This window comes from Methylobacterium iners, from assembly GCF_022179305.1.
GTDB classification, from domain to species: Bacteria; Pseudomonadota; Alphaproteobacteria; order Rhizobiales; family Beijerinckiaceae; genus Methylobacterium; species Methylobacterium iners.
Map to the genome: position 1 here is coordinate 110,696 of NZ_BPQP01000036.1, position 12,383 is coordinate 123,078.

At 69.7% G+C, this 12,383-nt stretch carries 9 protein-coding genes; 7 read left to right on the forward strand and 2 right to left on the reverse strand.

What is annotated here, in order from left to right; translation table 11 throughout:
• The first annotated feature begins 132 nt into the window (after positions 1-132).
• From MFF55_RS13390 to MFF55_RS13400, 3 genes are read left to right on the forward strand one after another with little or no spacing between them, the layout of a single operon-like run.
• Positions 133-1,896 (forward strand): type I secretion system permease/ATPase, encoded by a 1,764-nt coding sequence (locus tag MFF55_RS13390; protein WP_238244593.1) that lies wholly within the window; start codon positions 133-135, stop codon positions 1,894-1,896.
• Between the two features lie 3 nt (positions 1,897-1,899).
• A complete protein-coding gene (locus MFF55_RS13395; protein WP_238244594.1) occupies positions 1,900-3,270 on the forward strand; it encodes an HlyD family type I secretion periplasmic adaptor subunit in 1,371 nt (456 codons plus the stop codon).
• 39 nt (positions 3,271-3,309) lie between these two features.
• On the forward strand, positions 3,310-6,180 hold the full coding sequence (locus MFF55_RS13400) for a hypothetical protein (protein WP_238244595.1): 2,871 nt from the start codon (positions 3,310-3,312) through the stop codon (positions 6,178-6,180).
• Between the two features lie 17 nt (positions 6,181-6,197).
• Here MFF55_RS13400 and MFF55_RS13405 read toward each other — a convergent pair whose 3' ends face one another.
• Positions 6,198-6,797, reverse strand: coding sequence for a phosphatase PAP2 family protein (locus tag MFF55_RS13405; protein WP_238244596.1), 600 nt, complete (start codon positions 6,795-6,797; stop codon positions 6,198-6,200).
• A 358-nt stretch (positions 6,798-7,155) separates the two neighbouring features.
• Here MFF55_RS13405 and MFF55_RS13410 point away from each other — a divergent pair, with 358 nt between their 5' ends.
• The 4 genes from MFF55_RS13410 (at position 7,156) to MFF55_RS13425 (ending at position 11,906) form a co-directional block, all read left to right on the forward strand.
• Complete coding sequence (locus tag MFF55_RS13410; RefSeq protein WP_238244597.1) at positions 7,156-8,925, forward strand: N-acetylglutaminylglutamine amidotransferase; 1,770 nt, start codon at positions 7,156-7,158, stop codon at positions 8,923-8,925.
• Positions 8,915-10,123 (forward strand): carboxylate-amine ligase, encoded by a 1,209-nt coding sequence (locus MFF55_RS13415; protein ID WP_238244598.1) that lies wholly within the window; start codon positions 8,915-8,917, stop codon positions 10,121-10,123. The genes MFF55_RS13410 and MFF55_RS13415 overlap by 11 nt, the downstream gene beginning before the upstream one ends.
• Before the next feature lie 116 nt (positions 10,124-10,239).
• Positions 10,240-11,079, forward strand: a complete 840-nt coding sequence (locus MFF55_RS13420) for a class II glutamine amidotransferase (protein WP_238244599.1) — start codon at positions 10,240-10,242, stop codon at positions 11,077-11,079.
• A 158-nt stretch (positions 11,080-11,237) separates the two neighbouring features.
• Positions 11,238-11,906, forward strand: coding sequence for an HAD family hydrolase (locus MFF55_RS13425; RefSeq protein WP_238244607.1), 669 nt, complete (start codon positions 11,238-11,240; stop codon positions 11,904-11,906).
• Between the two features lie 54 nt (positions 11,907-11,960).
• Here the strand turns inward: MFF55_RS13425 and MFF55_RS13430 are convergent, their stop codons facing one another.
• On the reverse strand, positions 11,961-12,164 hold the full coding sequence (locus MFF55_RS13430) for a helix-turn-helix domain-containing protein (RefSeq protein ID WP_238244600.1): 204 nt from the start codon (positions 12,162-12,164) through the stop codon (positions 11,961-11,963).
• Positions 12,165-12,383 lie beyond the last annotated feature (219 nt).

The window sequence follows — 12,383 nt, forward strand, 5'->3', positions numbered from 1 at the left end:
TATGGCGGTCAATCGCCCGTCGTCCCGGCCGAAGCGAACGCTGCGCTCGGGCGCATGCGCCCAGGGCCATCGGCGGGACCTGCTACGATCCGAAAGGCTCCGCCCTCCGACCGGTCTTGGTGAGTAAGCCGGATGCGTGACGATTGTTCCCCATCCGTGTTGAGCGACGGGCTGCGGGCCCTGAAACCTGTCTTCCTGACCGCGTTCGTCTTCGGGTTCTTCATTAATGTGCTGCTGTTCGTCAGCCCATTGTACATGCTTCAGATCTACGACCGCGTTCTCTTGAGCCGAAACGAGGGAACACTGCTCGGCATCACGGTGATCGCGGCTTTTGCACTCGTCGTCTACGCCGCGCTGGAGATGCTCCGCTCGCGCATTCTGGTTCGTGGCGGGATCATCTTCGATCAGCGGATCGCCGGTCCCATCTTCGATGCGGCGCATCGCGGCACGCTGCGGAAGCCGGGCGGCGGACAGGAGACGGCCCTGCGGGACGTGGACGTGCTGCGCGAGTTCCTCACGAGCAGCGGCATCCTCGCCTTCTTCGACGCGCCCTGGACCCCGATCTTCCTCGTCGCCTGCTTCATCCTCCATCCTTGGTTCGGGTGGATCGGGCTGATCGGCGGGGCGGTGATCCTGGCGCTCACGCTCCTGAACGAGCTTGCCACGCGCCGTTCGATCGACGCGGCGAGCCAGGCCGCCGGCACCGCCGCCCAGCAGGCGCGGGCCATGTTCCGCAACGCCGACGTGCTTCGCGCCATGGGCATGCTCGCCGCCGTGCGGAGCCTCTGGCGCTCCCGCCACGACGAGGCGCTGCTGTTCCAGGCCCATGCCAGCGACCGGGCCGGGATCATCGTCGCCGCGACGAAGTTCGTGCGCATGTTCCTGCAGATGGTGGTCCTGGGGGTCGGCGCCTACCTGGCCATCCATCGCGAGATCTCGGCGGGATCGATGATCGCCGCCTCGATCATCATCGGACGGGCGCTCGCACCGATCGAGCTCGTCGTGGCGAACTGGAAGGGCTTCACCGCCGCGCGCGCCAGCTACGGCCGCCTCGCGCGCCTCGTCGAGGCGGAGGGGCAGGAGCCCGAGCGCATGGCGCTGCCTCGGCCGCAGGGCCGGATCGCGGTGGAGTCGCTGTCGGTGGCCGCCCCGGGCACGTCGCGACTCATCCTGAGCGACGTCAGCTTCGCGGTGGAGCCGGGCAGCGTCGTCGGGATCATCGGTCCGAGCGCGGCCGGTAAGTCGACGCTCGTGAAGGCGATCACGGGCGTCCTGCCGCGTGCCGGCGGCAGCGTCCGGGTCGACGGCTCGGATCTGGAGCACTGGGACCCGCAGGTGCTGGGGGGCGCCGTGGGGTACCTGCCGCAGGACGTCGAATTGTTCGACGGCACGGTGGCGCAGAACATCGCGCGTTTCGCCGTCCAGGATGAGGCCGCGATCATCGCAGCGGCGCAGATGGCCGGGTGCCACGCCCTGATCCAGGCGCTTCCGGACGGGTACAACACCGGGATCGGCGCGGGGGGGCACGTCCTGTCCGGGGGGCAGCGCCAGCGCATCGCCCTCGCCCGGGCGCTCTACGGCGGCCCGAGCCTCGTCGTGCTCGACGAGCCGAATGCGAGCCTCGACCAGGCCGGCGAGGCCGCCCTCGTCAGCGCCGTGGCGGAACTGAAGCGGCAGGGGACGACGGTGCTGATCGTCACCCACAAGGTGAGCCTCCTGACCGGGGCCGATCAGGTTCTCGTGATGGCCGATGGCACCGTCCAGACCTTTGGTCCGGCGGCGCAGGTGCTCGAGGAGGTCGCCGGCCTGCGGCCCGTGCCCTCCCTCGTGCCGCCCGCGCAGCCCGGCAGCGCTGCGGGCCGCCGGCTTGCCGACATCCACCGAGCGGCGGGCTGAGCGATGGCCCTCCCCTCGATCAGCCCTGCGCTGCCTCGGCTCCCCGAGCTCCCAGGTCGCTCGGCGGCCGAGGCGCGGGGTGCGGCCGCTCCGACGAGTTGGCGCCCCTATGCGGTGGCCGGCTACGCCCTGATCCTGGCGACCTTCGGCGTGATGGGCGTCTGGGCGGCCACGGTGCGCCTCGATCGCGCCGTGATCAGCCCGGGCGTCATCACCGCGGAAGGCAGCCGGAAGGTGGTTCAGCATTTCGAGGGCGGCATGGTCCGCGAGGTCCTGGTGCGGGACGGCCAGAGCGTTCAGGAGGGCGACGTCCTCCTGCGCATCGACCCGCTCCAGTCGCGCGCCGCCGCCGACGTGCTGGGGAACCAGCTCGACGCCGCCCTGATCCTCGAGGCGCGGCTCAGGGCCGAGCAGAACCAGGCACGCGACCTCGATCTGCCCCCGGAGATCATCCGGCGCCAGGGAGAGGATGCGATCGCCCGCATGATCGGCGATCAGGTGATGCACCTCACCGAGCGCCAAGCCTCCGTTCAGGCGCAGCTGAACCTGATCAATGCCCGCGTGACGCAGCTGAACACCGAGATGTCGGGCCTCGCGGTCGAGCGATCCTCCGTCGAGGAGCAGGTCGGCTTCATCAACCAGGAGCTCGAGGGCCTGCGCGCGCTGCGCGAGAAGAATCTCATCCCCCTCTCCCGCGTCCTCCTGATGGAGCGCGAGCGTATGCGGCTGCAGGGCGTGATCGGGCGCTCCGTGGCGGAGACCGCCAAGGCACAGAACGCGATCGGCGAGGCCGGGCTGCAGGTCGCGCAGCTCAAGCAGAAGCTCCAGGAGGCCAATACGGCCCAGCTCCTGGACACGCGCCAGAAGATCTCGGAACTCCGCGAGAAGCTCCTCGTCGCCCAGGACGTGCTCCAGAGGCACGAGGTGCGCGCCTCGCATCGCGGCGTGGTCCAGGGCCTCAAGGTCTACACGATCGGACAGGTGATCCGCTCGGGCGAGCCGCTCATGGAGCTCGTCCCGACGAGCGATCGGCTCGTCATCAGCGTCCAGTTCTCCCCGAACGACCTCGAGGCCATCCATGCGGGGATGCGGGCGGAGATCAAGTTTCCGAGCTTCCAGGCGCGCCGGACGCCCACGATCTTCGGCACCCTGAAGACCGTCTCGCGCGATCGCCTGATCGACGACACCACGAAGCAGGCCTACTTCGCGGGCATCGTCGAGATCCACGACGACCAGGTTCCCGGCGAGGTCAGGCCCCGCTTGATGGCCGGACTTCCCGCCGAGATCGTCGTGTCGGCCGGCGAGCGGACGGCGCTGGATTACCTCGTCAGGCCCTTCTTCGACGCGATGGGACGCGCCTTCCATGAACGCTAGACCGGCAGCAGCAGCGCGATCGAGGGGAGCGGGATCGACATGGGTGCGGTGATCTCATTCTTCCGGCCCGCCCCGACGACGCAGGGGAACTGGTCGCAACAGGAGCTCGCCGAGTTCTACCGCGTCGAGGCGGCGCTGATCCGTGCCGGGCTGCGGATCACCAGCGAGCAGGGCCTGAGCGACGAGGCGGACCCCTGGTTCGTCTTCTGCGAGCCCGACGGCGAAGCGATCATGCATTTCGCCCGGATCGACGGCAGCTACGTGGTCGCCTCCGACGCCCTCGATCACGCGATGCGCGGCCCCGACTTCCGCGCGCTCCTCAACCAGATCGCCGAGCAGTATCCCTCGCTCCTGCCCATCCCGCGGCCGGACGCCGGCACCAAGCTCGTGGTTCATCCCGCCGCGCTGCTGGCGGCGATCGTCGCGGCCGCAGCCCTCGCCCTCTCGTCCGGCGACGCGGCCGCGCACGAACTGGAAGGCGTCGAGCCAGCGTCCGACGCCGGCCCGGGCCCGTTGCGAGGCGCAGGCCATCGCGAGAGCGCCGAGAAGGCGGCGCCTCCGGCGAAGGCCGAAGCACCGGGACAGTCCCGGGAGCCGGAGGATCATCGCAAGCTCGTCGAAGCCCTCATCCTATCGGCCATGCTCTTTGCCGCCGAGAGCTTCGCGGCCGACCCGCTCGAGCACGGCGCGGACGCCGCCTCGCTCTTCATGGCGCAAGCGCGCGGCGCCGCGGAGCACGCCGGCCTGGACGACGGGGCGCAGTCCATCGATGCCGGAGGCGGCTCCGGCCGGCCAGGGGCGTCGCTCCTCCAGCGCGAGGCGGCCGTCGCTCCCGAGAGGGACGGCTTCCATCGCAATCCGTCGGTGGCGGGCTCGGCACCCTCGCAGACGAGCCAGCCCGTCAGACCCGACGCGGTCTCGGAGGGAGCGGCGCCACCTCACCCCGTGTTCGCAAACCTGCGCGCCGCGCCGGAGCCGCACCTGCTGAATGCCCGCTCCGTCGAGGGCGAGGCCGCCCCCGACGCTGCCAGCCCAACCCCCGCGGCTGGTGGCGTCGAGAAGGCTTCGTCAGGCTCGGCTGCCTCGCAGCAGGCAACCGAGGAGGGCGCGCGATCGACGGACCTGTCGCAGGATCGCTCGAACCACCAAGGTCATCAGGATGGTCCGTCCTCCACCGTTCAGTCCGCGCACGCCCGGGGCGCCACGTCCAACCCTGCTGCTCGGTCCGACGACGAGCGTGTGCCGCGCTCGATCGAGCGCGCCGACCGTCAGGAGCGCGAAGAGGCCGACAGGCAGGCCGCGAGTGGCCGCCGATCGGAGTCAGGTGGCGAGCATCATTCGACCGATCCCTCGGGTCCGTCCCACGGCGTCCGGACCGAGGCTCGCGACAGGGATGAGAAGGGGAAGGACGGAGACGAGAGCGGTCCGAACCGCGGGCGCGAGAACGTCGGCGAGGCCGATCACGGAACGCACGGCTCCAATGGGCAAGCTGCGAGCGACCGGGATTCCGGGCCGCCGGAAGCTTCGAGGTCGCGCGGCGCGGGTGTCGAGGCGGGTACCGGCGAGGCTCGGGCCCGCGAGGCAAGCGCGGATCGAGGGAGCGAACCCGCCGAAGTCACCCAAGCCAGGCAGGACCAGGGATCGAACGGCGGTTCTGCGAACGAACCCGCCGAGCCAGGCTCCGACACCGGGAGATCGGCGACGCAAGCCGAGGCTCGGGCCGTCGACGTGCAGGCGGGAGACCCCAGCCAGGACGAGTCCAGCCGTGGAAGCGGAAGGATCGATCAATCCGCCGATGCGCCGCCGCGCGGCTCGAACGGGCAAGCTGCGAATGATCAGGGAGCGAGGGCGGCCGATGCGGCGCCGTCACCCGATCCCGCGGCATCGCGCAACGCAGACGGCGAACCCGGCATCGCCGAAGTCCAGGGCCGGGACGCCCGTGCGGACGGCGGCAACGGACAGGCGACGACCTCCGGGGGCGGAGGACACCGGGAAGCGAACGGCGCTGGGGCGGGCGGTCCCGAGCCGGACAATCCGGGGGCTCGATCCGAGGCAGGTAGCGAGGGGCAATCGGATAACCCGGGCGCACCCCGTGGCATCCAAGCCGAGGCTCACGCCGGCGATGCGCGAGGGGCGGACCATGGTGGGGGCGGTTCGAACCGCGGGGGCGCGGAGGTCGCTCAGGCCGCCGATGGACCGCCGCACGGCTCGAACGGACAAGGCGCGAACGGTCGGGGCTCGGAAGCGTTGGAGATGACGCCGGTCGACCTCCCGGCCCCGCGCAACGCGGCGGCGGACGCGCGTGGCGGCGAGGCCCAGGATCGGGAAGCGCGCGCAGCAGATCAGGACCATGAACACGCGGTCTCGCCCCAAGGCACGGGGCATCAGGGGGCGAACGGCGCTCACACGGACCCAGCCGCCGACAATCCAGGCTCCGGTACCCGCGACGCGCAGCGTGCAGCGGCGACGGCCTCAGAGAACGGGTCGCCGCAAGACCGAAGCGCGGCGGCTCTCGATGGCCATCCTCAATCGGACAGGTCCGTGCCCGGCGGAGATGAGGAGCACACGGGTCGCGGCGGCGGCAACGCAGCCGGCCCGCCAAATGCCCGTTCGGTGTCGGGGGCGGACGATCCGGCGGGACGGGGGGAAGCCGGCACGTCGCCGACGACCTCGGCTCAGAACGCCAACGCGCGGGAGCAAGCGCACGCGGATCACGGCGGTGCGGGGCGCCAGGGCGGGTCCCTGCCCGCCTCCGTCGATGCCGACGGCAACCTCGTGTTCGGTGGGGGCAACAGGGCCGGCCGTCAGCCCGAGACGGGATACGTGCCGGGTGAGGCCGAGCCTGCCGCGGATGTCGGCCTCGTCGGGTTGCCGATCCACCATGCCGATCACCACCCACATCTCCAGTAGGCAGGACCTGGCAGCGATCAGGGGGTGGGTGCAGCCGCCAGCGCCTCGGCTGCGGCTTCCGCCGCGATGCCGATCGCGGCGCCGACGATGACATCGGACGGGAAGTGGGCTCCGCGCAGGACCTGGATGAACGCGACGGCCGCCGCTCCCCCGTAGGCGGGGAACCGAACCTCCGGATAGGCACGGCCTACGGCGCGGGCGACCGCGACACTCAAGGCCGAGTGGCCGGAGGGGAAGGATTGCCAGGGCCCTGCGTTGGGACCGAGCCAGCCCTTCACGTAGAAGCCTTCGTCCATGAGGACGTTCGGCCTCGTGCGGTGGACGAGCCGCTTGGCCGTCATCTTCGTGAGGCTCGCCAGTACGCCTGCCCCCAGCATGCGTCTCCCCGCGTCGGCCAAGCGCCGGTCCCGAGCGGCGAGCCCCCACACCAGCGTCCCGGCCGACAAGGCGAGAAGCGCCCTCCACCCGCCGACCTCGCCCAGGGTGCCGAGGGCTCGCACGCCCGGCCGGTCCTTCGCGCGGGCCAGCGTGAGGCCAAGCGCGATGTCGGCGGCCTCGCAGCGCGCAGCCCATCCTGCCTTCAGCACTGCGTTTCGGATCGTGGCGTCGGACGGCATGGCCGACAACGCGTCTGCACGCGGTTCAGGTTCACGCGACCTCATTCCTGGGTCATCGACGCCGTTGGTCCGGCACCCGCCGCGCCTTGCGCCTCGGCCAAGACCAGCCTCTTGAGGGCGGGTTTCGTCCCGTCTCGCGCAACTCCGCCGTGTCGACAAAATGAGCAGGCGACCGTCGGACCCAGCAGGAACCGCGGCCATTCTCGGCCGTATTAGGCAGTATTGGGTTGTGTCGGCGGTCTGTCCGGGCGGGACGGCAGTTCCGTTCGCAGAGCATCGGCCGGGTCCCGCGACGACGTCTTCGGGCACCGCGGCTGGCCATCGCAAGATCAAGATCAAGAGGACGTAGGGATCATCAATGTGCGGCGTATGCGGCGAGATTAGCTTCGACGGGCCGGCTGATTCCGTCGCCGCCCAGGCGATGGCGGAGAAACTCAACGACCGAGGCCCGGACGGAGCGGGCGTCTTCGCCCAAGGACGCGTCGCGTTCGGCCACCGCCGGTTGAAGATCCTCGATCTCTCCGAGGCCTCCCAGCAGCCGATGCTGGACCCGGAGCTCGGCCTCGCCATCGTCTTCAACGGCTGCATCTACAATTTCCGCGACCTGCGCGACGAGCTCGTCGCCAAGGGTTACCGCTTCTTCTCCACCGGCGACACGGAGGTCGTCCTCAAGGCCTATCACGCTTGGGGGCCGCGCTGCGTCGAGCGCTTCTACGGGATGTTTGCCTTCGCGATCTGCGAGCGCGACAGCGGCCGCGTGGTCCTGGCGCGCGACCGGCTAGGCATCAAGCCGCTCTACTTCGCCGAGCCCCGCGGCAAGTTCCGCTTCGCCTCGACGCTGCCGGCGCTGCTGGCGGCCGGCGACATCGACACGACGATCGATCCGATCGGCCTGCACAACTACATGAGCTTTCACGCGGTGGTGCCCGCGCCGCGCACGATCATCCGCGGGGTGCGCAAGCTCGCCCCGGCGACGATCTTGATCATCGAGCCCGACGGCTCGCGCAAGGAGACGCGCTACTGGACCGTTCAGATGGGTCCGCGCCCCGAGGACCGGAACGTCACGGAATCGGACTGGCGCCAGGCCGTCCTCGACGCCTTGGCCACGGCCGTCGAGCGCCGCCAGGTGGCCGACGTGCCGACGGGCGTCCTCCTCTCCGGCGGCCTCGACAGCTCGCTCCTCGTAGCCCTCCTCGCCCGCAAGGGGCAGACCGGGCTGAAGACCTTCTCGGTCGGCTTCGACGCGGTGAACGGCATCGAGGGCGACGAGTTCAAGTATTCGGACATCATCGCCCGGGAATACGCGACCGACCACGTCAAGATCGCGGTGGACGCGTCGCGGACCCTCGAGGCCCTGCCCGCCACGATCGCCGCGATGGCCGAGCCGCAGATGAGCCACGACGCGGTCGGCTTCTATCTCCTCTCCCAGGAGGTCTCGAAGCACGTGAAGGTGGTCCAGAGCGGCCAGGGCGCCGACGAGGTCTTCGCGGGCTACCATTGGTACCCGAAGATGATGGGCTCGAAGGATCCCGTCGCGGATTATGCCAGCGTCTACTTCGACCGCGACCACGCGGAGATGCGCGAGACGCTACGCTCCGAGCTCATCGGCGAGGATTACAGCCGGGACTTCATCGCCGACTTCTTCGCTGGAGCCGGGGACGTGGAGGCGATCGACAAGACCCTGCTCCTCGACACGCAGGTCATGCTGGTGGACGACCCCGTCAAGCGCGTCGACAACATGACGATGGCCTTCGGGCTGGAGGCACGGGTGCCGTTTCTCGACCACGACCTCGTCGAGCTCGCGGCCCGAATCCCGGCGGAGCTGAAGGTCCGTGACGGCGGGAAGTACATCCTCAAGGAAGCCGCGCGCAAAGTCCTGCCGCGGGACGTGATCGACCGGCCGAAGGGCTACTTTCCCGTCCCCGCCCTCAAGCACATCCGCGGCCCCTACCTCGATTTCGTGCGCGGGGTGCTGGACGCGCCGGCGGCCAGGGATCGCGGCCTGTTCAACCGCGCTTACGTCGACCGCCTGCTCGCGGACCCGGACGGGACCCTGACGCCGAAGGGGCATTCCAAGCTCTGGCAGGTCGCCCTCCTCGAGTGCTGGCTGCAATCCCATGGAGTATGATCCGGAAGTCCTGAGGGGCTTCGGCCCCAAGCAGTGGCTGTTCGAGCGGCTGCTCGCCGGTCTGGCCTCGTCGGAGACGCGCGCCAAGGACGCCTATTCCATCGGCATCGAGGAGGAGTACTTCCTCTCGGACAGCCGGACGAAGCATGCCGCCTGCACGACGCCCGACGTCCTCTTCGCCAACGCGAAGGCCGCCACCGAGGGCCGTGTCGACCGCGAGTTCCTGCAGACGCAGGTCGAGGCAGCAACGCCGCCCTACGCCAGCATGGGCGAGGCTCGCGCCGAGTTGCAATACATCCGCCGTACGCTCGCAACGCTCGCCTCCGAGCACGACCTCGCGGTGCTGGCCTGCGGCACCCATCCCACGGCCCGGTGGAGGGATGCCGCGCAAAGCGAGCACCAGCGCTACAGCGCGATCATGGACGATCTCCAGATGATCGGCGCGCGCAACATGCTGTGCGGCATGCACGTCCATGTGGAGCTCCCCGATCCCGCCCGGCGCGTCAGCGTGATGTGTCGGATGATCCCGTACCTGCCGCTGTTCCTGGCGCTCTCGACCTCGTCGCCGTTCTGGCAGGGACGGGCGACGGGGCTGCGGGGCTATCGGCTCGCGGCCTACGACGAGCTGCCACGCACGGGCATCCCGGAGCTGTTCCCGACGACGGAGGCGTTCGACGCCTACGTGGCTGCGCTGGTCGCCTCGGGCGTGATGAAGGATGCGAGCTACGTCTGGTGGATGATCCGGCCCTCGCCGAAATATCCCACGCTGGAATTGCGGGCGCCCGATTGCTGCACCCGCCTCGACGACACGATCGCGATCGCGGCGCTCTACCGCGTGCTCGCGCGGCATCTCGACCTGAACCCGGGGCACAACGGGGAACTGGACGCGGTCTCGCGCGCCATCGCCCAGGAGAACAAGTGGCGCGCGCAGCGCTACGGCGTGCACGGCACCTTCGTGAGCCGGGAGGGTGCCGTCCCAGTAGGCGAACTCGTGGAGCAGGTCCTCGCGCTGACGGCGGAGGACGCCGAGGCCCTCGGCTGCAGCGCCGAGGTCGCGCATTGCCGAACCATCGTCGCGGAGGGGACGTCGGCGGATGCCCAGCTCGCGATCTTCCAGGCGCGGGAGCGGGAGGCCGGGCCCGACGCGGCGCTTCTCGCGGTGGCGGACTGGATCGCCGAGAACACCGTGAACGGCTGACGCGCGTCGGGCGATCGATCCATCCTCCGAGGTGGCGTGCCGGCTCGCCCTCAATCTGGCCCACTCCCATCGTCAGGATCGAGTCCGGACCGGAATGAATTTGGGAGAGGTGGTTCATGTGCCGTTGGATCGCGTATCGTGGCTACACGACCGCGCTGGAACATTACGTCACCGAGCCCACCCACTCGCTCGTCTCACAGAGCATCCACGCCCTGGAATCCACCGCCGCCACGAACGGCGACGGCTTCGGCCTGGGCTGGTACGGCGATCATCCCGAGCCGGGGCTCTACCGCGAGATCCGGCCGGCCTGGTCGGACGAGAACCTGCGCTATCTCTGCCGCCACCTGCTCTCGCACCTGTTCTTCGCCCATGTGCGGGCCGCGACCGGCACCCCGATCACGCGGCAGAACTGTCATCCCTTCGCCTGCGGAACCTGGCTGTTCATGCATAACGGCTACATCGGGGACTGGACGCGCCTGCGCCGGCAGATCGAGGCGCTGATCCCCAACGAGCTTTATCCCTCGCGCGCCGGCACCACGGATTCGGAGGCCATCTTCCTCGCGATCCTCGGTGCCGGTCTGCTCGGGCCAGGGCCCCGCCGCGACCCGATCGACGCGACAGTCCGCACACTTGCCGCGCTCACCGATCTCGTCGGCGGCATCGACGACGGGCATCCCTTCCGCTTCACGGCCGCGCTGGCCGATGGCCGGGACCTCTACGCCTTCCGCTACGCCGCCAACGATGCGGCCAACAGCATGTATTACCGCGCCTCGGACGAGGGCGTCGTCGTCGTCTCGGAGCCGCTCGACCGGGAGCATGCGAATTGGATCGCGGTGCCGGACAACAGCGTCGTGATCGCGCGCAGGGACGAGGCCGTCCAAGTCGTGCCCCTGCAGGAATTCGGCCTCGAGCGCCGTGCGCCCCTGCCGAGGATGCAGGTTCAACTGAGCGTCTGACCGTCCGACGCTCCATCCTCGGCGGTCCTTGCCGGGGCGGCCAGGACTGTTGGTCCAACTCCCTTGTCGGGCGCCCTCGCCCCTCCTGACCAAGACGCCGCATCGAACTGGAACTTGGGCCTCGACCCGCCGCTTTCCCGACGAAGAAAGGCGTGTTGATGCCCAAAGCCGTGATCTTCGACGTGGACGGAACCCTGATCGATTCCGTCCCTCAGCACGCCAAAGCCTGGCAGGACGCCTTCCGCGACTTCGGCCATGACATCCCGTTCGAGGACATCCGACGGCAGATCGGCAAGGGCGGCGATCAGCTTCTGCCGGTCTTCCTGTCCGAGGACGAGCTGAAGGAGAAGGGCCAAGCGCTGGAGACGCACCGCTCGGGGATCCTCAAGGAGCGCTACCTGCCGACCATCCGGAGCCTCGCGGGGAGCCGCGCGCTCATCGAGCGCCTGCTGGCCGACGGCAAGCAGCTGGCCCTGGCCTCGTCCGCCAAGGAGGACGAACTTCAGACCTACAAGACGATTGCGCATATCGAGGATCTGATCGGCACCGAGACCTCCGCGGACGATGCCGCGCACAGCAAGCCCCACCCGGACATCTTCGAGGCCGCCCTGAAGCGGCTCAGCGGGATCGCGGCCGGAGACGCCGTCGTGGTCGGCGACACCCCCTATGATGCCGAGGCTGCCAGCAGGGCCGGCATCCGGACCATCGGGGTGCTGAGCGGCGGCTGGTCGGCGGAGGAGCTGAGGCAGGCCGGCTGCATCGCGGTCTACGACGACCCGGCCGACCTGCTCGCCCAGTACGACCGCTCACCCTTGGCCGGACCCTGACGAAGGCAGGACGACCGCGCATCTCGAAGACCAGGCGCGTTGCGGTTCCGCCGGTTACGAACCGGTCCCGACGAGGTCCGACAGGGTGACGCCGAGCGCCCAAGCCAGCCGCTCGAGCGCGCTGACGTCCGTCGAGCCACCCTCGCCCCGCTCGATCGCCTCGACGACGGCAACCTCGACATCGGCGAGATAGGCAAGATCCTCGACCGGCAGACCGAAACGCAGCCGCGCTGCGCGAACATTACGAGCAAGGGTCATGAGGAGGGCACGAGGTCGATCCGGCTGATCCGGCATACCCCTAAATGGGGTCTCGGGGTGCCTCGGTTGGAGGGTCTGCGGCATCTCAGCAGGGCCCATCGTACGCGGGATCGCCGGCAGCGAACTTGTCGAACAGGCCGCCATCAGGCCGTCTCAAGGCTGTGCGCCAGATCGGCTGCCTCCCCGCCGTCCGACACGGGCTCGGGCAGACCGAGGTGT

What these genes read in the sequence shown, in the direction of transcription:
- MFF55_RS13420 (WP_238244599.1), top strand. Translation starts at nt 10,240, where the DNA reads ATGTGCCGTTGGATCGCGTATCGTGGCTACACGACCGCGCTGGAACAT.
- MFF55_RS13430 (WP_238244600.1), bottom strand. Translation starts at nt 12,164, where the DNA reads ATGACCCTTGCTCGTAATGTTCGCGCAGCGCGGCTGCGTTTCGGTCTG.
- MFF55_RS13415 (WP_238244598.1), top strand. Translation starts at nt 8,915, where the DNA reads ATGGAGTATGATCCGGAAGTCCTGAGGGGCTTCGGCCCCAAGCAGTGG.
- MFF55_RS13395 (WP_238244594.1), top strand. Translation starts at nt 1,900, where the DNA reads ATGGCCCTCCCCTCGATCAGCCCTGCGCTGCCTCGGCTCCCCGAGCTC.
- MFF55_RS13390 (WP_238244593.1), top strand. Translation starts at nt 133, where the DNA reads ATGCGTGACGATTGTTCCCCATCCGTGTTGAGCGACGGGCTGCGGGCC.
- MFF55_RS13410 (WP_238244597.1), top strand. Translation starts at nt 7,156, where the DNA reads ATGTGCGGCGTATGCGGCGAGATTAGCTTCGACGGGCCGGCTGATTCC.
- MFF55_RS13405 (WP_238244596.1), bottom strand. Translation starts at nt 6,797, where the DNA reads ATGCCGTCCGACGCCACGATCCGAAACGCAGTGCTGAAGGCAGGATGG.
- MFF55_RS13400 (WP_238244595.1), top strand. Translation starts at nt 3,310, where the DNA reads ATGGGTGCGGTGATCTCATTCTTCCGGCCCGCCCCGACGACGCAGGGG.
- MFF55_RS13425 (WP_238244607.1), top strand. Translation starts at nt 11,238, where the DNA reads ATGCCCAAAGCCGTGATCTTCGACGTGGACGGAACCCTGATCGATTCC.